This is a genomic window from Desulfoluna sp. HI9BLuna, assembly GCF_056829775.1.
Genome location: NZ_CP186555.1, coordinates 27,996 through 51,861, shown reverse-complemented (window position 1 = coordinate 51,861; position 23,866 = coordinate 27,996). Strand labels below are relative to the sequence as shown.

Here is a 23,866-nt window from a genome sequence, read left to right as displayed (position 1 = left end):
TCAGGGCAGCGTTGTGGTGGCGGACATTGCCGACCCCACCCGGCCGAAAATTGTCTCTGCGGGCAACGATGAGGTGGTCGACGCCTGCGATATTTATAAAGAGAGACTTCTGACGGTTTCGGAAACCCATGGGATAAAAACCCTTGAGCTTCCCGGGGCCATGGTCCTGTCGACGTCAGTGGACGAAGGCGGGGTCCTCGCGTCAGGTGAGGCGTTCGTTGTCCGATTCAATGAGCTCATGGCCGCGGATTCTCTTCTTGTTGAAGGAGCTGTTTCGGTGCATCGCTACGACAACGGCACGGCGGTGAGCTGCAACGTCACACCGTTGGAAGAGGAGGACGGCTCAGCCGAGGCGTTTGCATTCACTTTTGAGCGGGAGTCCGGTGTTGGCTATGAAATTCATATCAACGACGCCAGGAATCTCAGGGGAGGGGCGCTTTGGGTCCCCTATACAGGCCATGTGAAAGCGGCAGCAGCCTCCCATGCAGGCCCCAACGTGATTTCCGTTGAAAACGGGGCGCACCACCGAAACGATGGTGCGACGATTACCGTTCATGGGCGCCATTTCAGCACTTCCGATACCTTAAAGGTGTTTGTGGACCATTTCCCCGTGGCCTTCGATCGAACGGATGAAGAGACCCTCACCCTTTCCCCAGGAGCCCTGGACCTTCTTGGCCTTGAAGACGGACAGCATCATCTGCGCGTGACAGATGGTGACTTTGCATCGGACCTTTTGGGTAGCATTGTCATCGGAGCGAGCCCGGATGAGACCCGCTTTACCCTGTCGCCCACGTCTGGCACCATCAAAGGCAACAGGTATGCCACCATCACGGCCGACAGGAAGGCGATCCTGCCCGGGGCAAAGGTCATTCTGCGTTCGCGGCGGGGAGATGAGATTCGTACCGAAGAGGTCGCCGATGGAATTTATCTGGTCAACCTCGAAGATGATGTCGTGGATATGTCGACTTTCCGTTTCCTTCTCCCCGGTGTCGTGACTCCGGATCTTTACGGTGTCTATCTCGACATGACGGGCGAAGAGGTTTACGTGGGGGACTTTTCCTACACCCTGCCCGACGGGCGCGGCATGGACCTTCCCAACTACCCCCCCATGCGCATCGGTGCCTCCCGGACAGACGGCAACCTGATGTATGTGGGTGTCGACAAAGGGGCAGCACCGACACAGGCGAATCGATTCCTGATGGAATCAGGCTTGGAGATCTATGATATCTCCATCTGGGAACGGCCTCTGCGCCTTGCGCAGGTGCGTACCGAGCAGCCTGTAAGCGGGCTTGAAGTATATGGGGGCCTTGCCTACCTTGCATCGGGCAGTGACGGGCTGTTGACCGTGAGCATCCATGACCCCGAGCACCCCCATGTAATCGGAAAGGCAAAGGTTCCAGGGTATACAGCTACAGATGTGGCATTGAATCGAAGCACCGGTGTTCTGGCCATGGCCGTTGCCGACGAGCTGGGCGGTGGGTTTATTCGCTTTTTTGATGTCAACGACCCCGAACTGGATTTCCCCGAGGGGTACAGCACGTTTTCTCTGTCCCGAGAGGGATTGGTCGGGCGTCCTCTGGATCTCCAGTGGCTGGATGACAGCCTTTATATTCTTTACGAGAGCAACGGGGTGCTGAACATTGCCATTGTCAACGGTCTGGGCGGAACGGTTTCCTGGACCACCCACGATTTGGACAGGCGGGTCGGCGAAGACGGCAGGGCTTCCCTTTTGGTGCAGTACGGCCAAGTCCTGGTGAGCACCGAAGCAGAGTACGCCATTTATCAACCCGATGAATCGCAGCAGCTCCAGGCCGTGTACTGGAATGCCGTTGCTGATCAGGGCGGTGAACTCATTGCCCATGGGGGCGGGATTTTTGTGGCCGGTGGTCAGGGCATCAACGAGAGTTCGGTGCCGGATCTTGCCGTTACCGGTGTTTATCCTGCCGCCGGAGCCGTCCTCGTGCCCGGGGCCTCCCTCACCATTCAGTTGAATCAGCTGATCGATACGGATTCTGCCACCCTTGCGGCGGGTGTGCGCTTTGTGGGCAGCGAGGGTGAGAACCTTGATGCTCAGTACAGCCTGGAAGGGATCAACACCCTGAATGGCGGAATCATCACCCTTACTCTAAACGAGACTCCGGGGTGGACCGGCAGCGCCAGCCTTGAGATTACGCAGGCCCTCAAAGGGCTGAGTGGCAGGGCCCTTATTACCCCAGTGAGCCTTGGCTATCAAGTGTCAGCCGGCATGATGCCCAAAGTGGCTTCGGTGGCTCGCCTGGTGGGAGATGAGGAGAAAAACCATTACTTCCACGGTGACGGAACGGAAACAGCGGTTATTCATGGCAGGCATTTTGGCAATACCAAAAATGGCCTGACGGTTTACCTGGGGGAAACTCCGATTAGTGCCTCACAGATTTTGTCGGTTACAGACGACAAACTCGAAGTGAGCGTTCCTGAGCTGAGCCTGGCTGTACACACGGCAGCCCTCTCGGTTACCGTGGTCCGTGACGGCATGGGGCTTCCCTTGAACGGTGCCATGATCGTGCAACCGGCGGTTGTACTTCAGGATATTTATCCCGCAACGGGTCCGCCCCAGGGTGGAAACATTATCAAGATCTACGGTGTCGGTTTTAACCACGACGTGGTGGTGAGATTCGGCGGGAGCGTGGCAGGCGACCTTGTGGTGCGGGACAGCAGCCTTGTGGAAGTTCGGGTGCCTGCCGGAGCCTTCGGTGCCGTGGATGTTTCCGTCGAGAGCACGCTTTTCCCCGAAGAAAAAAGTGTCCTGTCCGGAGCCTGGTTCTACGCCAATCAGGCCACCGGGTCAGTGGACCTTTCTGACAGCGGGCATCAGACCAGCCCCGTGACAGCCATGGTCATGAAAGATCAGCTGCTTTATGCCGTGACTGGTGGATCATACACGACTGTCAATACCAATGGCCAGGTCCTCTCCGAGCTTACCACGCCCAGAGGTCAGCTTGTCATCTCCGATATCTCCGATCCGGTGCACCCCGTTCTTCTTGAAAAGATGAGCGCTGATCAGACCTCCCCCCATCACTGGAACGCCATGTTGCCCCCCGACGGGTTCAGGGATATTGCCCTGGAAGGGGATACGCTCTACCTGGTGGGCGGCAACAAGCTCTTTGTCTTTGATCTGACCCTTCCCGCCGATCCCAAGATGATACACGTGGAGCCCTTCCTGTATGATGACCAAGAGCAGGGCATCACGGCTGCTCCGGATGTGGTAAACAGCATTCGGGTACGAGACGGCATCCTTTATATCACCAGCCGTTCAGGCCTGCACATGTATCGCCTGGCCGATGATAACACCCTGCGACGGATTGATTTTCTTTCCCGGCGAGATCTCGGCGGGGAACCCCATAAGATGGCACTGGAGGGCTCAACCCTCTGGCTGGCCTTACCCCACGCCTTCAAAGTCGTCTCCATCGATTTGATGGAAGGGGGATACGAGCGGATTCATTCCACCACGACGCGAGACGCCAACGATAATTTTTTCCAACCCGACTCATTGATTGTTCGCGATGGCCTCCTGATTGTCTCTTCGGGAAGCAAAGGCACGGTTGTTTCGTTTGCCGTCATGCCCAATGGTGAGGCCCGGGTGATCACCCAGTTTGCCCTTTCCTATCTTATCCCGGCCGGTGACCTGTATGCAGGGGAAATGAGCCTTTGCGGCCAGACCCTGTATGTGGCGGCCGGAGCCGGTGACCTGCAGGTGTTTGATATCAGTTCGTGGCTTAACGGTGTCTTCAGCCGTAAGGTCGGCTTGAAGAATTACTATGCGGTGACAGGGGATGTGGGGGCCATCGGCGTCGGTCGTGGTGCGCTCTATGCGGGGACAGCCTTTGTGTATATGGACGGGGAGCCTGCGGAGAATCCCGTTCCGGTGGGTGCCAATCCTCGGCAGCTGGGCGGTGGCCTGAATACCCTGGCGAACAGACAGCTCACCATTGTTGATCAGATACCCCGGCCCAGGGGCGTTCTCCATGTGGACGGGGCCGTGGAGATTCAGTTTAACCGAATCATTGATCCTGAACTCCTTGAAACCTTCGGAAACAGCCTTGTCGAAGTAGAGTCCCACGGTGAGCTGGTTCAAGGGTATCTTTCCCATACCGTGAACAACACCGGTTCTCGGTTGTACTACACACCGGAGGCCCCCTTTGCCGCCGGTCGTGAATATCGAATTCGGGTGTCACGAGCCATGGCGGATGTCCATGGCAGCACCCTTTCAGGGGATTACAGTTTTGTCTTTACCGCGGAATCGGGGTACCTGCCGCACATCGATTCCCTTGAACCCGTCTATGGCTCCTGGCGTGGCAAGGATCAGGTGTTCATCCACGGTGAAAACCTGACCTCTGAAACCGTTATTACCATCGGTGGGGTGACGACAACCGGGACCGAGACCGATTCCGGGCTCTGGTTCGAACTTCCGGCCCTTGAAATCATGCCTGAGAAGAACCGACTCGTGGGCATATCGGTTGCCAATGGGTCCCGTTCCCATACCATCTCCGGGGCTTTTACCTATGTGGTGGACCCTGTCATTGAGAAAATCGGTCGTTATACCCACGGAACACTTCATGAATCGGCTCGCGTGGCAACGTTCAACGCCAGGGAGACCTTTGCCATAGAGGGACGGGGGTTTGGACCGCATACCCGTGTTCTTATCAACGGAAGGCCAGCAGAGGGCCTGGAGCTTCTCGACTATCAGCGAATGAGTTTTCGCATTCCCGACAACACCGTCGGTTGCCTGACCGTTGCGGTCAGCAATCTAAGTGATGCATCGGACCGAGCTGTCAATACAGACGTGTCTGTCTCTCTCATGGGTACCGAGGTGGACAACGCCACCCTCAGTGCACGCCACGGGGATCTGCTGATGCTTGCAACCGGTGAGAATGCCCGGCTTTTCACAACGCGGGACGGGGTGGTGCCGGTGGAACTTTCCACCATGAATCTTCCTGGGTCCATTAAGGCAATGGCTCTCTCCGGTTCCCATGCGTTGTTTGTGACGGGGGACCGGTATCGCATTCATCTGTACAACCTCTCCAATGTCTACGCCCCAAGGAAGGTGAACACCATTGAAAACCATGATGCCTTTGCCGTAACGGACGTGCATCTTTCAGGCAATCGGTTTGTGGGGCGCTTCGGGACGCGACTCTTAAGGGGGAGCATCCATGGCTCCGGGCTGGAACTCTACCCGGAAAACGACACCCTTCATGCTGTGGACATGGTGGGGGATGATCAGTGGCTCTATGTCCTGACCCCGGACACGCTTCGGGTCCTTTCCATGGATAACTGGTTGGAATCTCCCATTGCCGCACCCTATCTTCATGGTGTGATTGAGCCCACGGGCCTGAGGCTCGGCGCGCAGAGGCTGGCCCTGATGGCCGAGGACCGGTTGCAGGTCTTTCTGACCGGACGACTGAAGAGTGGCGGGATGCTGGAGTGTCTGGGCACCGGTTTGGTTTCAAGGGTGAAGGATGTGGCCGTGGAAGGGGAGCTTGTGGCCCTGGCCGCCGGTGAGTCAACCCGCCTTGAGCTGTTTGATGTGGCTGCTTCAGAGTCGGCGGCAACTTTGTCTCTGCGCCATGTGGTTACGGTGGATAAAGGAACATCTCTTCGTGGCTTGACGCAGCTCCGATTTCACCATGGACAGCTCGAGTGGATAGAGGGTTCCAGGTTGCATCGTCTGGTGCATCCCCTTGCCAACACGACGGGACTTTTACCCGATCACTGGATTGCCAATGCAGACGCCCTGGTGTCTCTGGGCGTTGCCGGTTCCCTGGATGCCTGGACACAGGTGGCCGTGGATGTGTCGAATGCGTCGGGCTCTCTTCTCGAAGGGGATACCCGGCTTCTTGGCCGGGAACTCCAGTTCCGGGCCATCGGGGACAGGTATGAGACGGACTCGCTTTACACCCTTTCCCTGTTTAACGAACCCCAGCGAGTGATCGACGGAGGGAGCCTCGTCCATGACCTCCCCTGGTATCTGACGTCACGTCCGGTGTTCGGACTGGTTCCCATGGAGTTGCTGTCCCTTGAACCCTCCATGACCATCACCGGAAGGGAGACTTCCTTTGTGGTCAAGGGGACGGGGCTGGAGCAGGCAACGTCCATCCGCCTGAACGATACGGAGGTGGATACATGGGATGTAAGTGACGACGGGTTGACACTGACATTCTCAGCCGCCGTTTCCGTACCGGGATATTACACCCTTTCCGCAGCCCAGCCCGGATATGGGGCAACGTTACCGGTTGCGGTCTCTGTGGTGGAAGCCTTGAGCATCAACTCCGTGGAGTCAAGCAATCCGCGGGGCAGTGACCGGGTGAGCGATTCCGGTGGCGATACCGTTACGATAACAGGGACCGGTTTCTCAGGGAAATTGCACCTTTACTGGATTGAGGTTGGAAGCGAAGTGAAGCCCGGGCCTTTGAACGAGGTTACGTCGTTCCAGGCTGTGGGAGGCAAGATTACGTTTGAGTCACCGGAAACCGACCATGACAAGAACTACCGGGTTGTCCTTATCAAACCGGAGACAGATGAAGAAAAAGAGTCGGCGCCGCTTGTGGGCCTCGACGATACCCGGCCTGTGCGGCAAAGTGCCCAGGCCCTTGGCTACGAGCGGCCGGTGGTGTTGGCATACAATGAGCCTGTTGTGCTGTCGACAGGTGCCTTTTACAAGGTCATGGCCAGGCACCGGGATTACAGCGGCGAGGATGACGAAGACATCTCTCAGCGTTTTGAACTTTCGGTTTCGGGAAACCGGGTGACCTTGAAAGCCAAAGGCGGGTTTGCCTTTGCAAACAACATGACATACGCCGTTTCACTGAACGGGATCGAAGACCTTCACGGCAACGCCCCGGCCCATGGCACCGGTAGCTATGGGTGTGAGTTCACCACCCGTGACACCCTGGCCCCGAGGTCCCTGGGCCTGACCCGCAAAAGCGATGGCGCATCCGTCGACCAGGGGATGCTCCTGACGCGATGCCGCAGTTATGAATTTATCCCAGCCGCTCAAGACAACATGTCTCTGAAGGACTGGAAGCCCTATACCGTCCGAATCTCCTATGACGACGGCCTCACGTTCGGAAATCCCTTCAGCCTGCAGAAGGGGGAAGCCTTTGAAGTTTATATCCGTGAGACGGATTCACATCTGGCCTTCAAGGTCCGTGCGGTGGATCGTGCCGGAAACGCTGCTGAAGACGTTGTGCGTGTGGGGTTGAGATACCCCGAGATCATTATTTCTTCTATTTCGGTGGATTCTCACATCGAAGGCCATTCAGATGAGGCTGAGGAAATGATGCGGGCGGACCTGATTTTTCATCTTACAGGCCGGGACTGTGATTTGGTGAACCAAGGGGACCTGCGAGTTTTTAACAAGCTGTATAAAATGAGCCTCTCAGATTCACCAGAGTCCCCCAGGGTGCTCAAGCTCAATTACCTGAACCCGAAGCTGGTGGATATAACCGGAATGAATCCGCCCCCGGACAGTTACCCCGTGGATGTGGAGGTGACGGTAAAGTACGGCAAGGCAGGTAAAAAATCTCGTCAGGACAGTTACGACCTGCATAAGGACATTACGCCGCCGACCCTTACCATTGTGTCTCCTCAGCATGGAGCCGGTATTCCCATGGGTGAGACGACCACTGTTCTTATTCGTTCTTTCGACAAGTACGGCATTGCCGGTGTCGAAGCCAGGTTCGATGTCTTGAGAACAGAGACCGGTGACGGGAAAGACGCTTTGCAGCCTGGAGAAGGCGTCTGGACTGCACTGGATAATCCTTCCGTCTATGCCTTCCAGGCCCTGACAGAGGATCAGGTGAAAGTCTCGGTTCGGGCCACGGATCACAACGGCAACACAGCCCATGAGCATGTTGTCCTGCGAGCCTATGATATCACCAAAGGAGCACCGCAGCTTGCCATCTATTCCCCCGAAGACGGCAAGGTCTTCCATGAACGGGAAGAGGTGGCCGTTGAAGTGGGCCTTAAAAATATCACCGAGGCCAAGTTGTTCCTTGACCTGGGCGGTAACGAAAACGATCCGGCCAACCCCTTGCCGGTGGTCGTGAAACGGGGTGAAAACGATCCGGAACGATTTGAGGCAATGGTGACACTTCCTTCTGTGGAGGAAGATGTGGTGGTCGTCCTCCGCCTGGTGGAGGAGGTTTCATCATCTGCTGGCGATGATGAGGCAGAGCCTTCCATAGCTGTGGTAACGCGTCGTTTTATAAATGTCCTTGATGATGACGAACTCCTCGAAAGCCCGGAATACGCCGTGATGCCCGAAGAACGGGTGCTCACCGGGACCACCCTCTGGGTGGAGGCTGTCAGGCCTCAAGACATGGAAGACTACTCCGATGCCTCTAACCTGACGGTGGAGGAGCCTGAAGGCAGCGGCAATACAACCACAATCCCATACGATACAGGCATGCAGGGCATCGCCATCGGAGCGTCCGGAGATGCCGTGAAGGTGACGGCGTCCCTGTTTGATCGGTCCGGCAACTCGAACGTTGTCGAAAGAAGTCTGACCAAGTTGCCGTACATCGGTTCAGGAACGGAGACTCTTTTTACGCCGGAAAGTTCTGACTGGCTGACCGGCGACCTGGTGGGGTTGCCGGGGATGGGTGCAGATCACGATGCCGCGGCCTGGTCTGCGAACCACCTGGGCGGGGGATGTGAGCTCTATGCGGATGCCGTCCGGCTCTGGTCCTCCGGGGAAGGTCGTTTGGATAACCTGTCGTTTACCGGAACAGGCCTTGTGGCTCAGCACACCACAGGCGGGGATCGAAAACTTCTCTTCTGGCCGGTGGAAAAAGGGGCGTTCGGTGCGCTTAGAGAAAAGAGGCTCCTTGGCGATCTTATTGGAGCCGGCGGTGATCTTCTTTTTACACGGCATGGAGACCTCTACGACGGGTACCTGATGGCAGGGGACGATTTTATTCCCCTTGCCGGTCTGGTTATAACAGATGCGTTGGCAGCCATGGCTGTCAGTGGGGATCAGCTTTTCCTCCTGACAGAAAGTGGGGGGCTCTATGCGGTTGGGGCTACCTTCGATACCCTGCCTCAACTGGAAACTCGATTTTATACCCACGTGGGCCAGGCCCAAGGCATGGCTGTCTGTGGACGAACTCTGGTGACCTGGGCCCGGGATTCAGTCAACCGGTATCGGCTTTCCGAAGCCGATGAAACCACCGGCACAACCGAGGGGACTCTGGAGCTTCTCGGTACATTGGCCGTCGGTGGAGACGTCCGGCAGGTGAGCTTTGACGGAGAGATGCTTTGGATTCAATCCAACGGCCCCGTTCTTGCCGGCACCTGGCAGGCATGGCTTGGAGATGAGCGTGTGGGACTTATGAATTCAGGGGCAGACGCCCTTGTATTCATAGGAAATCACCTTTTTGATTGCCAGGGTCCCCTGGAAGAGGATCCAGGGCTGATTCGTCGCCGCGATATTATGGCCACCCCTGCCGCGGGATCCTTTGAGCCGACGTACGTGGAGATGCCCATGGGGGTTGTGATCACTGTTCCCGTGGCCGACGTGTTGGGAGGTGAGTCCGTATGGTTTGAAGACGCAACCGGTCAACGGCTTCCCGCAACGCCCCTGTGGGGGACAGAGGGTACCTGGACTGTCTTTCGAAAGGATGCGGGCGACGGAGAGCTGACGGTGATCCGCAAAGACCGGTCCGGTCGGGAGGAGAGGAAGCTCCTCACGTACCCTGATGATATCTCCTGTACGACTGAAGCCGTGGCCCCGGATTCGGATGCTGTCATCGCCCGTGGCGCCTATGTGCCTGTAGCGGTGACCCTGGATCATGACGCCCGTGTCAGGAACCTTGGGCTTGGTCTTGGTGCGGATTTGGGTAAAGCCGCTTTTGCTGTGGGGCGGATGACCGGCAGATGGAGCCGTGTGGCGGAAGAGGGCGATACCGCTGTGTTTACCCTAAGCCACGAGGGGTCGATCATGACCCACAGCGTTGCCTTTTGTGAGAACAGCATCGACCACGGTCGGTTGAAAGTGCGTAGCCCGGAGAACAATGCCGCGTATACCGAAGGAAATCTTCTTCGTGTCTCCTTTGATGCACCCGAGGTCATGGATGAGGGGGATGCCTTCCGTTATGCAGAAGTGCGCCTGTACAACGTCAACCCGGCGTCTGTGGGCGAGGAGCCTCCTCCCATTCCGCTGGATCGGCGCATTGTCCTTCGGCACAGCACGGATATCGAGTTGGTGTTGCCAGAGGTGGACACCTGGTCTTCGCTTTATGTGGCCGTTCGCGCCTACTATGGCGAAACGCTGCGCTATATGGCCTCTGATGTGACGGCCATCAAGGTGTACCCAAGGTACACCATCGCCAAGCCGGTGATTTCCGGTGTTGGAACACGTATCATGCCGGGGTCTTTAATGAACGCATCGGTTTCTGTCCCTGCCGACGCGGACCTTGAAAGGCGCATCGAGATTCTGGATGCGGAGGGCCTGTTGCTTGCCGCTTCCGATGATACTGCCGAACTAACCGTACCTTATGGCACAGATCGCCTGACCATTGTCGCCAAGGCCGATGACGGCATGGGCAATGAAAGCAAGACGGAAAAAACCATCGAGGTGGTGGATATCCTCTCCTTTGAAACAGCGACGGAGACCCGGCCGTTCACCTGTGCCCGCCCCGATGCGGACGGCATTCTGTTTGCCGATGGAAGAACCCTTTACGTTGAGCGAAAGCAGGGTGATTCAAGCCATCAGGTAAAGCTTGATTCCCACGTTACGGCATTTGATTTCCTCGCCGATCGTCTGATTATGGCCCTGGACGACATCGGTATCGTTGTTGTGGACCCAGCCGACTCGTATCGCGTCTTGAGCACGGAGGCCGTGGATGGTGACGTCACTCATCTTGCGGTGGCGGGCAACGGTGCCTTGCTGGCCATAGACGGCGTGGTGCATTCAGTAACCTTGTCCGGCAATACCGTTACCATAGGACCTTCCGTGGAGACCGCAGGAGAGGTGCGCCGAATCGTTACCTGGGGGAATCATTTCGTTATCCTCACCCGCTCCGAAGTACGGGTGCTCACCCATGATTTTAAGGAAGAAAAACAGCTTTCCGGACTTTTTACCGGGCTTACTGCGGAAGGCGAAGAACTTTATCTGGCAGATTCAAACGGGACGCTTTATACCCTGGATGCCTTCCTGAATGTGGGGCGCTATGCCGTGGGCATGGATGCCGATCACCTGCTTGCCCTCCAGGGGTATCTCATCGGGCTTTCATCTAAAGGAATGCTTCAGGTCGTGGATGTCAGAGACAGCAGGCAGCCCGAAGTGATTGGTGAGTTTGAGATGGATCTTGGGCATGATGTCTCCTCGGCCGTTGTGAGCGGTGGCAAGCTGTGGATAGGCGGCAGGCAAGGTACCGTCGTCATTCCTGTCCCAACAGATCGCACCCCTGTGATAATCCATACGTCACCCAGGCCCAGGGGAGAGATCGTCGATGTTGCCTTCAACGGCAGGCTTGGAGTGGCTGCCGCATCGACCTACGGCGCGGTGATGGTGACTTCAGGCGGTGATACGTTGTGGCAGGAAAGTGTCTACCCGTCTCCTTACTCCCTTGCCGTAACGGAGGTGGAAGAGAAGGAAGGCACCGTTTACCTTCTGCACCATGACGCTGGTCGGGTCGTTTCTGTTGATGAGTCGGGTAACACCACGACGATATTCAGCGGCCGTCACTTTGAACATCTTCATGTCTCAAAGCACATGATCGCAGCATCTGTCGGCTCCTTCCTGTACGTTGCAGACCGTAAAGACCCCACAAAAAAAGGGGAGCTTGAGGTCTCCGATTCGGAAAACATCGTGGCCCTTGCTTCTGCCGGTTCAAGCCTTCTGGTGAGCACCCAGGGAGGCAAGGTGTTCCGTGTTGATATCGAATCGCTGCCCGTGGACGCGTACACCTGGGTCCGGCAAACCCCGGTTGTGAATTCAAAAGATCCTGTGCGCCTGATGTCTTGTGACGGGCAGTACCTGTTCTTTGCCATGGATACGGTGCTGTATCGGGTCGGACTGGACGGAAGCGGGGCCGCATCCGGCAAAGCCGACGGAGCCATTGACTTCGGGGCAGTTATCCATGCCCTTGATGCCTCCCAGGGCTGTGCATGGGTTGGGCTCAACAGGGAGATTCACAGGGTGCCTGCAACATTTGGCGAGGCGTATGCACCGGCCCCTCTTTTCCGTACAGACAAGCCGGTTACAGGCCTTGCCGTTCAAGACGACAGGCTCCTTATCGGCCACGGTGCCTTTGGCCTAACCATGCATCGAGTCTCTCCCCAGGTGCTTTCCGCCGCATCGTCAATGGGCCTGCCCCATGTCGACACCACATTTGGCCAGGCCGAGAGTATCCATATGAGTCTGGCTTCACCCGAGGGCGTCAACGCGGTGAGGTACATTATTAACCGCAAAGAGGTTCCTTATGAAGTTGACGGGGTAGAGATGACCCGTATCGAAGGGGACGTTGTTGCCCATGTGACAACGGCACCCTTTGACGCCCATGTTCAGGTCCCCGGGTATCTTCCCAACGGGCGGACCTTTACCATCACGTGTGAGATGGAGACCGTCTGGGGCGAAACCTTGACCTCGTTGGACCGTAACGTTGTGCTTCAAGGGGAGGCGCTGCCATCGAACCCCTTCACGGTAACCCTTGAGGCCTCAAATTTTTGGTGCCCCAAACCCTTGGAGTTGAGGGCGCAGGTGGAGAGTAGCACCCAGGCCGTTTCCCAGGTGGAGTTCTACCAGTTCAATCCGCTGAACGGAGCTTTTGATATTATCGGGAAGCATTACGGACCGGAGTATGTGATTTACAGGGATATCCCTGAAGGCAGCGGCTACCGATTTACGGCAAGGGCTATTGATGAGTTTGGAAACAGCTGTGAGGTGAAAAATGCGTTGATTGTTTCTCGCTTTGAGGATGCCTACAGGCCGACGATTTCTTCCATTTCACTCACCGGAACGCTTCTGGACGGTAATCCGGTGAAGGGGCACAGTTTTACGGTGAATGTTGACCTGGATGATAATGGGGGTGGCGACAATGGGAGCGGAATTGAACTGGCCCTTCTGAAGCGAAACGGGGTAATCGTTGCTGCAGCCTTTCAAAACGGGTTACTTCAGTACAATGAAAAGGCCCCCGAAAAAGGAGAGACATTTCAATATAGTGTCTACGCAAGGGATCATGCCGGGAATGAGCGAACATATGAGTCTCCCGTCGTATGGACTGCAGTGGGAGACGCGCCGCCCGTAATCGGCAAGGTGGAGGCCAAGGGACCGGTTCGCGAGCAGGGAGAGTTCATCCTGCATGTGGAGGCTGAAGATGACCTGAATGTCAGCACCGTATCCGCACGTTGGAATAATAAAACTTACAGTGTCCCCACATCCGGGACCACTTCGTCCGTGGATGTTGATATCAAGGATCACCGAGAGAAGCGGCTCACAACCGATACAACCGAGAATCTTGTGGTGACAGTTTCTGACAGCCTGAATCAGGTCGTGGAAAAAACCGTTTCTGTAACGGTGGTCCGGGATACGGCACCGAACCTTTCCCCCTTGACCATTGACGCTGGGCCCCATGCGTTCTTTGGGGGGCATTATCGCATGTCCTTTGATCACCTTGCTTCTCTTGATGATGCAGGCCTCGACGGCCTGATCGTTGAGGTGATCGCTCTTTCCGAAGACAAACCCAGAGTCATGGCATCTTTTGTTCCGACGTCGGACCATCACAACCTGGTGATTCCCATGCCGGAAAATGATGCCAACGGCGACGAGTTCCGGTACCTGATCCGGGTCACCGATGGGCTTGGCCAGTCACAAGATACCAAAGAGAAACGTGTGGAGCTGACGCAGCTTCCAAATGACATCAGGCTTTTTGCCACAGGGGGCGATACGTTGAACAAAGAGTTTGTCATGGCCGGTGAAGCTGCCGCCATGCAGGTGCGAGTCACCGATTCTGCGGGTCGCCCTGTTCCCGTGCAAAAGGTGCGCTGGGAGATGCTCAAAGGGCCTGAAGGGACAGACGTTTTCCCTGATCTCGGTGAAACCGGGGCGGACGGAACCGCAATTGTGGATATCGATACTGTTCGCAAGGCAGGTAAGTACACATTTGGCGCCCGCCTCGTTGAGTTTCCGGGAATTCAGGTTTCTTACGATGTGGAGGTGCTCTCGGGTCAGCTCCATCATATCGCCTTTGATTACATGCCTCCTGTGGAGGTGGACAGCGGAATCGTCATTCGCCTGAGGGCTGAAGATCAAGCCGGGAACGTGTTGAAAGCCGTCAACGACGAGGTGGTATCCATCACCACATCGTCTCCGAACCATACCTTTGCCTTTGCAGACAATGTGGCCATCACAACCCTGACGGGAGATGCATGCCAATGCATCACGGGGGAAAGGGCACGGGTGAGCCTTATCAACGGTCGTGCCGAGGTGGCCTTGTACGTCGGGGAATTGAGCGGAGACCATATGCTCGGCATCGACGTGAACGGGAAGCCCCAAGTCCTATCTCTCTATGATGACGATGGGGCAAGCCAAACGGCAATGGTGGAGACCTCGTTGCTACCCCTTGCTGTGAAACCGGGCAAGGCCGAAGGGCTTCGATTTGCCAAGGTGGAACAGAGCAATTCTGATCTTGGCGACAAGGAGCGCCTTGAAGTGGGTGAAGCCGCCACTGTCCGGATGAGTATTGTGGATCGATTTGGCAATATCGTCACAGAGACAATATGCGGAGAAACATATTATGGCTCCACAGATTTCAGTGCGATGGTCTCATTGACTGGAGATGCCCTTTCGGACGGTAAAAATTCTTTTGAGGTAAGGCTCTACGAAGGAATCGCCGACTTTGATGTCACGGATGGCACCAGGGAAGACGTGGTGGTCTCGGCCTCTGATATTACCGATCAACTGGATTATTCATACAATGCTGTCAGTGAGTCCTTTGACGACAGTAATACACTGGAACTTTCTTTCCTTAAAAAATTACCCGCCATTGCAAGCGCGGAATTTGAGGTTGCGCACAACAATATCAATCCTTCTGTCATTCTGACCTTCACTGAGCCGGTGACCTCAGATGACCTCACCGAAGCCCTGGCTGTCAGCCTTGAAGGCACCCCTGCGCCCGGACTCTGCAGTATCGATGAACAGACGGCCTCATGGACCTTCACGGACGGAGTTGCACTGAATCGGTTCTATAGCTTTGATACGTCCTTGTCCAACCTCACCGGTGTCGCGGAAGGCGATCCCGCACTTTTCCAGAAGATTTCCATTCAGAGTCCCCACGTCGCCCTGCCGGCTCAGAGCACTCCCTATGCTCTCGAAGGATCCGTGAAATCCTTGGACCTTTTGGTGGGGGATGGCTGGAGCCTGGATTACCTGTATAAAGCGAAGGTCATGGTGGGCGACAAGGAAGCCCCCTTTGACTGGACCGATTCCACTTTCACCATGCCGGTTTTTTCAGGTGACGGCTTTGCTGACGGTACCTCTGTTACCATGAGCCTTTCCGGGATGTACGGGGATGGCGGTATCCTTCGGGTAGCCAATACCCTCTCCATGCCTGTACTTCTGGTGGGTGGCGATTTTGATGGCGATGGCTTGAAAAACGAACTTGAGATCACCCTTAATCTGAACCCCACCACAACCGACACAGATGGTGACGGCATCGCCGATGCCCAGGAGGACACCGACGGCGACAACCTGACGAACGCTGAAGAGCTTGCCATTGGCACCTCCCTGAATGATGCCGACAGCGACGGTGATGGCCTTGCAGATGGTGAAGAGGCAAATACCCACCACACCAATCCATTGGTGGCAGATTCCGACGGCGACGGTCTTTCCGATTACCTTGAGATCGCCACGGGTAACAACCCCAACAGTGTGGACGGCCTGGATATAGCCCCTTGGGTGACTGCCCTGGTTGTCACTCCCGAAGAGTACGAGGTGGAATGGTGTTCCGACCAGCCTCCATCGGTGAGCCTGAATGTCACGGCGACAATGACAGTCCTCGGCTCGAGCTACGATATTTCTATAGGAAGCTATGACTACGGTGTTCAGTACGCAAGCAGCAATGAATCCGTAGCGACCCACGATGGCAACGGGATATTCAATACCCATGCAGATGGTACTGCCACCCTCACGGTACGTCTCGGCCCTTGGGAAGCATCCTGTGATCTTACCGTTACACCGGAATCCCTTGAGGCCAGGGTGGTTCGTTTAATGCCTACGACACCGGCACAGAAGCTTTATGCAGGGGCGGATCATGGCAATGTGTGGCTGGAGGTGCATAGCCCTACAGCTTGTGATGTAGTGTCCGTTAAAGTCGATGGTAAAGAAATTCCACTTTTTACCGTTGAACAAAGTGGTTTGCCAACCCTTCAACGGGCGCCGGTTTATGCTGAGGTCGTTCAGCATAATACAATGCCTGTTTATGATCGCTATTTAAGATATGACGATTTTCTTAAAACGGATGCAAAGCATGTGCGTATACGTTTTCTGGATGGTGTGCCCGATGATACACAAGGTGACGTATCTGTTTGTCTTGATTATCAGGGCACGAAAGAAGAAGCATATATAGTTCAAGGGATCGATTCACCATCAGATGCCAACGGGGTATACCGTAAAGTTGGGGGCCATAGCAACTTACTCGTTTATCAGAATGATGCCGGTTATTGGATTTGGGGCAATACAATAACCGGAGATCTTGAATTATTGTTGACAGCTCCGAATATTTTGCCGGGATCTCAGGTGGGCTCATCTAATGTGATTTGTGAGTATAGTTATTCTAGGTGGGCTGCGGTATCGATTAATTCAGATCCAATAGTCCTGAAAAGGATGGTTGGGAAAGCCTCTGTTCGTAAGGCATATGACATCAAAGTTCCTGTTGTGCCTGACTCTGCACCTGATGTTCAAATGGCTGGTGACCCCGGAGGGACGATTGAGCTTGGTTTGGGTGAACCATTGCAGGTGCCTTTGACAGTAACTGACGATGCTTTCAACCAAGTTGAGGTGCAATATTACCTCGATGGAAAATTGTTGGAGACAGATTCATATAAACCGTGGCCCGAGCTGAAACTGAATACAACTGTGTCAGAACGTTTGAGGCTCATAGAAAAGGATATCGAGGTCTTTCACGGTCAATATGACAGAGCAGAATGGTCCCCATTCTACTTCCATGCAGTTGATACAGGGCAATATAGATTTCACTTGACCGCATCGACTGGTAACGCAACGGTTGTTATGTATCGGTTGGATTCCAATAATACAATCACAGGTATCTCATCCTATGTGACGTCAGATGAAGGGGTCACTGATTCTTTTGACTTGTCGGATGGACATTACCTTTTTCTTGTCGGTTTCGATTGCCGTTATTTTTCGAATAAAACCGATCAATATTTTCTGGCGGATGATTTGATGACAAAACACTCTGAACCATACTATTTACCTGTGGGACACGACGATGGAGAGTCGTTTGATATATCCATAGAGCAAATGGCTGGTGAGGGGTATTCGGTGCATAAAGTGAAGGCTGATGAGAAATACATCACCAATTATACAGTCTTAATGCAGCTTGAAGATAACTATGCGGCAGTGGCACCCATTGAATTCAATTTGGTAATTGAAGAGTATGGATTGTACAAGATTGCTGTTGACGATGAATTGGAGAGCTACTCAGGATCAATAACAAGCGATACTGTTCAGAATTGGTATGTGTCGTTTGGTGCCAATAATAAAGGTGCCTCCGAGTATATTCAGGAAATGAAAATGTATCGGGATATTAACAATCCATATGTTGTTTTGATGCCTGGGGAATATCGTGTCTCGCTGGATGTCGGAAAAGATTTTAAACGATTGGTGTGCAAAGGGTGTGCAGAAGAGCAATCCGACGTGTCGATTGTTGTGAAGCCTGTTGCAGGAACCGTATTTGGAAAGTCTTCTTTCGCAACCCGGATGATTCCTCGAACAACCATGGATGGAAAAGAGGTTTATAGGAGAATTGACAAGTCTTATCAGCTTACTCCCAATGATCTTGGGCCCCATAGACTTGAGGTAAAAGTTCTGGAAAAAGTAGCGTCAGGTTTCAGGACCTATCCCATTGGAAGCTGGGCCCTGAATGTCGTCATTCCCGATTCAAATAGTGCGGCTCCTGTCATTGAGATGCTGTATCCAGAACCCAATGGAGCGCTTCGTTTGCCTGCTTCCGGTACTGTTGCTGACTGGAGAATTTCTGATTTCAGGCCTGTTTCATTTTTAATTGATGCGTCTTCTGGGGTGAAATCAATTGAATGGGTCAACGTTCCCGATGGATTTGATGGTGAGAAGGTCGGATACAGGTTTAGCACTTCCGACGGTACTGTATTTCGATTGGAAGGCGTTGCTGCATACAAAGCAATTCAACGCCAGGGGCTTCAGGAGATGCGTTTGCTCATTACATCAAATGTTGGGCGAGTCGCTGAGCATACCATTGCATTTCATGTTGAAAATGATGCTGCTCCACAACTCACCGTGCCTGAGAATAGGCGTCCCGATGCGTTGGGGAGCAACGCTTCCACTGTTCTGGAGGTTAAGGCCCTTGACCTTGGACGCGATCTTAAAACCATCGCTGTCGGTTTATACCCCGTGGGGTGGAAACCTGATGAGTTTTTACAAGGTATTTATAATGAAGAGGCTGCCCATGAAGCACTTCAAGAATCAGCGGAACTTCTTGGGGTAAGTCATTTCGCCGATTCGGTTCAATATGAGGAACTTCGTAGGAATAAAACTGTGCGGTTAGATAACCAACAATGGGCACAAACCAATGATGAATTTGTGGTGAGAATTCCTATTCATTGTCATTCAGGAATTGAAGAGGGAGAGTATGAATATAGGGTTATCGGTATAGAATCTTCCGGCCGGATCACTTTTTCTGAACCATATCTCATAGATGTTATCACCAACGATGCTGCGCCTATCGTCCATGCGTCGATTGACTCTGCCTTTGCTGCTCCCGGTATGGCACTTTCTCTGGATATTTTTATGGTTGGTGTGACTTCTCTGAAGGAGTTGACCATTGAATCCAGTGGGGCCGTGGAAGACAGTTCGAAAGTCCAAAGAATACGCTTGGAAAACTTACATGCAAGCTTTCAGCAACTGAATGTGAAGGTCAAAGGCAATGCGGCTAACGGAGATGATGTAACAGTGACCGTTACTGTAGAGGATATTTCTGGGGTAAAAACAAAACAGGTAATCAAACGCGAGATTAGAGGGTGGGGAACTAAAGCATTTACAATTCATGGGGAGCAATATGCGTCTCAAGAGATGACCTCTGCAGATGTTGTCGTGGCAAGTGGAGGAAAACTGATACTGGAAACCACAATACCTATGAATTCTCTTCGGATTGATGATGGCGGAACCGTTTTTGTCAAATATGGAGCCACGCTGTACGCCAAAGAGGTGATAGATATTTCCGAAGACGCCTCAATCAATGCAGTACCGGTTCTATCAAGCAATCACCATGGTGAAGTTGCGAGAAATGCAGCTCATGGTGGCGATGGGATGTTCATCGGTCCGAATTGGCCTTATAAACCAGAGCGTATTTGTGCATATGATCGGTTTGACAGGCCTCTGTTTCCCGGAGGAAGTTCCGGAGCTGAACTTTACGATAGTGCATTGGGAAAAAGCATAATGGTTCCTATGACCTCCGGTGGCGGTGTTCTTGATATCAAGACATCGCATTTGAATATTGACGGAGTGATAACCGCAAATGGTCAAGATGCGCTCGGATATTCTGATGAGTTGTATAAGTGGTATGGTTGCGGCGCCGGTGGATCCATCGTCATTCATGCTGATCACATCGTAGGTTATGGTACTATTCAAGCGGTGGGTGGCTTTTCGAAGTTTAATACTAAAGATTTGAGTGCCGGAGGGCGAATCAGTATTCATTACGGGGATTATTGTGAAGAAAAAGGTGGAAAAGAATCAGAATATCTTAGTTTGTCCATGATGGCAGATCGAGGGACTGTTTTTACTCGAAAATATAGTGGTGAATTCGGGAATTTGGTGTTCTTTAATGGGGCTTGGTTTGATATGGGGGTGGAAGGTGAAGCAACTCTTCCCTCTGTCGGTAAGGGTGTCGTTTCATCTGTAGAACTGATTGATAGTCAAAATCATCTGTATAAGATCACTGCCGACGAGTCAAAAGGTTGGCAGAAACCGAATCACGCAAGGTGGATTAATGGCTTTATTGGCTATAAGGTGAGCTTGGATGCCAAGGATATTGATGCGCCTTTGTATGAGATACTTGATAATGGAGACAATTGGTTTGTTGTGAAATCGCTAGTTGACTTGAATTCCATGGTCGGAAACGAGTTTATCGGCGTTATGAGAATAGACAAGTTTTATGTTTCTGATGGGCTCAGGTTGTATTCATCCGGGCGAATTCATGCAAATACTGCATATGTTTCCAATGCTGAAAATGTCATGGGTGTCAAAGAATTCTACGAACCGCCCATTGAAATGGATCATCTTGAAGTAACGAAAGATAAATGCATTGTTGGGAAAGTGATCGCCAACAGTGTGACCATCACCGGTTCTACTCTTAGAGCCATCAATGGCGTTGATGTCGAAAACGATGTCCAGATATCGGGCGCGAACAGCTCGCTCCATGCTTTATCCCTTACAGCGGGAAATGTTTCAGCAGATGGAGCTGGCGTACTTATTGTCTCGCCAACGGTTGATGTATCTGGAGGCTTCGATTTAAACAACGGCGCCGTCTTGACCGTTCCCGACGCAATCAGCGGGATTTGGTATCCCTTGTCTCTGCAGGTTGGCGGTAAACTCAGTATTCTCAATGGCTCGAAAATCGATGTAAGCGGCAAAGGCTCGGTGGATGCAAATGATTTGTTTCTCGGTGCCATGGACGACTACCTGCATGGTTCTCTCCCCGGGAAATATGGCCTGGGTGTTGAAATACCCATGCGCGACGGAATCTCCATTGATACCACCTCAAGTGGAGGCGGGGTGGTCAACGCTGTGTGTGGTTCGATGAAAATGCTCAACTCTTTCATCAAAGCTGATGGAAAGCCCGATTCGAATACCGGGGGTGGAAGCATCGCTATCCGCGTGGCTGGGGATTTGGACTTATGCACACAGTCAGCCCTTACATCTGCAGGGCATGGGTTAACCGGAAAAGGCGGTCGGATCGTTCTTGAGTACGGGCAGGCCATATCGCCTGTTCAGAATAGCCTTGATACGTCCGGAAACATACCGGGTACCGCATTTATCCGCGAAACCGGGCAACAGGGCGTGCTTGAGATCGGTGAAAACTCTGAGCTTGATGAGATGGGGTTGACCAACAAGTTCAACCTCATCGGGCCTCGTGTCATAACAAATGTAGAAGACATGGGAAATGACATGTGGCTTGTTGAATCCGAGATGCCCATGGAAGAGCGTGTTCTTACAGGAGTGTTCAGGAATGAGGGCATGGAGTGGGGGGTAAAATCTGAAGTTCATGACTTTGTGGTAAAAGAAGATATTCGCGTTGAATTCGACCTGAGGGGCCTCAGTGGCTTGGGTTATGTCTGGAAAGTGGTCCGGGCAGATGAGTGGGGTATATCTGAACCACAAAGTGTCCCTGAGGAATCATCCATTGACCTGAAGAGCGGCACCTACAGTGTGTATATAGAAAACTGGAGTGTTGAACCTAATTCATATCCTTATATAGCTGATATCAAAATTTCCACTGAACTAGGGTTGGTTAACAATGCCGGTGTCGACTACGGTGGGTATTTGGTGGCTCTGGATTCACAGGATATCAAAGCTCCCTGTTATGAAATTGCCGGGACCCAGGGCAAGACAGGCCTCCTTATCAAATCCAGTGATGATTTATCCTACTCTGTTGGGCAAACCCTGACAGGTGTGCATCGATTGAAAGAGCTTTACGTCAATGGGGCGTATGCAGACTTTAAGGGAAACACGTTGGTACTGTCTGGGGCTGGTGGGTTGAATGGGGTGATTGATACCACCTTGGAAACGGGGGTTGTCCTCAATTCCAATCAGGAAAGATTACTTCCTGATAGCAATTATGTGGGCGGCTCTCACTTTATTTTTAATAGGGACGTGATTGTTGATGAGCTTGAGCTTGAAAACTGGCAGTTGAGTGTAAACGGAAGGTTAGAGGTGCTTGGCAAGATGGTTCTTTATCCGGTACCCCACTCTGTTGTCGCAACAAAAGGCATGCATGTTTTCGAAGATTTTTCCATCACAAACAAAGATGGTCAGAAAGCCAATATCAATACACCGATGATTCGTGTCGAGGGTGACATGAATATCGTCGGTAGCGGTACCGGAGGAGAAACGGCCTTTTCCGGTGATGTCTCTGTATATAAACTCTCTGTGAACAATACGAAACTGACCGTAAAAGGGGACTTGCAGGTTGATACCCTTTTCTCAGCAGTAAAATCGGAAAATTTTTCATCGAACCTTATGGTGATGGGCAATTCGGACATAACCGACCTGAGTCTTACCAACCTGGATTCAACATTTTACGGTGCCTTGAATATTAATGACAAGCTCTCTGTTTATGCCAATGGTGTTTCAATGAAGTTTAGAGCCTTCAACCATGTCAATGTCTTAGGAAATGCTCGATTTGAAACAAATTCAACAGGCAACCTCGATCTGTATACCCCGCAACTAAAAGTTCATGGTGAGGTGGCCAAAACAGGTAATGTTTCCGAACATGAAAGTGGCTATCTTTTACTCGACAGTGATGTTCGCAGGGATGGGATATTCGGCTTGTACACATCAATCAGCGATGAGTGGTTGGCTTCTGCTGGAAGCAGGGAGCATGTAGTTATTTTTCACAACAGTGGTCAAGGTTGGGTTGAAGATACGGTACTGAAAGGCGGAAACAGTGATACCAATTTTAGAGATATTTCATCTGTTTTGCTTGGCGGAGAATGGCTTTTTGTGACCGATCGGTACGCAGACAATGGTCCGGGAAAACCCTCCGGAGCTGTGTTTGTGTATCATTACTTGGATAATGCGTGGCGTTACCACTCATCCCTTGAATGTTCGGATAGAGTAGAACATGACGACTTTGGTTCACACCTCTCGCTACACAATGGGAGGCTCGCTGTTTCTTGCGTTGCTAACGAAGAATCTGTCTTTGTTTATGAACTTTCCGATGGCATGTGGCTTGAACAGCAGAAATTACTTAACCCAACCTCAACAGAAGGTGATCGATTTGGTGCGTCTCTGGATATTGACGGTGAGCATCTGATTGTGGGAGCACCTCGGTGTGATAGTGCCAATAAAGATGCTGGGGCTGCGTATTTGTATACGTGGGAAAATGATCGATTTGTTTTTAGTAAATCACTGATACCTTCAGATTCAACAAAATCTCAGAAATTCGGGAATCAAGTTCAATTGGGCGATGGGGTTGCCGTCGTTGGGAGGGTTGGTAAGGAGAGTTACTGGTCATCTAACATAAACGGCGCGATATATACATTTGATTTATCAAATACTGATTTTCCACAAGTTGATAGAATGACAAGCAACTCTTATGATCGATATTACTATGGAAATAATTTTATTGTTGAAAACAACACGATGGTTGTTGACATAATCAACCCGGAAAGCTCAGCAGGGTACGACTGTGTTGTTCGAACATACGAGTATGATGAGTCGTGGCTCACAAAGGGAGAATTAAGGGTACCGAATGTTAAAGACAGTAAAACTTCGCAATGTGTTCTGCAGTATGATGATGAATGGGTGGTCATGGGGCTGATAGACTATGATGCAAATGATTGCTATGACGCTGGCGCTGTAGCTATTGAGAAAATTCGTCCAATGCTTCACTAA

At 52.6% G+C, this 23,866-nt stretch carries 1 protein-coding gene (running past one end of the window); it reads left to right on the top strand.

What is annotated here, in order from left to right; translation table 11 throughout:
* Positions 1-23,866: the 3' portion of an Ig-like domain-containing protein gene (locus ACOYW0_RS00060; protein ID WP_482416584.1), read on the top strand. Its footprint begins 17,357 nt before the window's first position; 23,866 of the gene's 41,223 nt are visible here — the last part of the coding sequence; the start codon falls outside the window, past its left edge; the stop codon is at positions 23,864-23,866.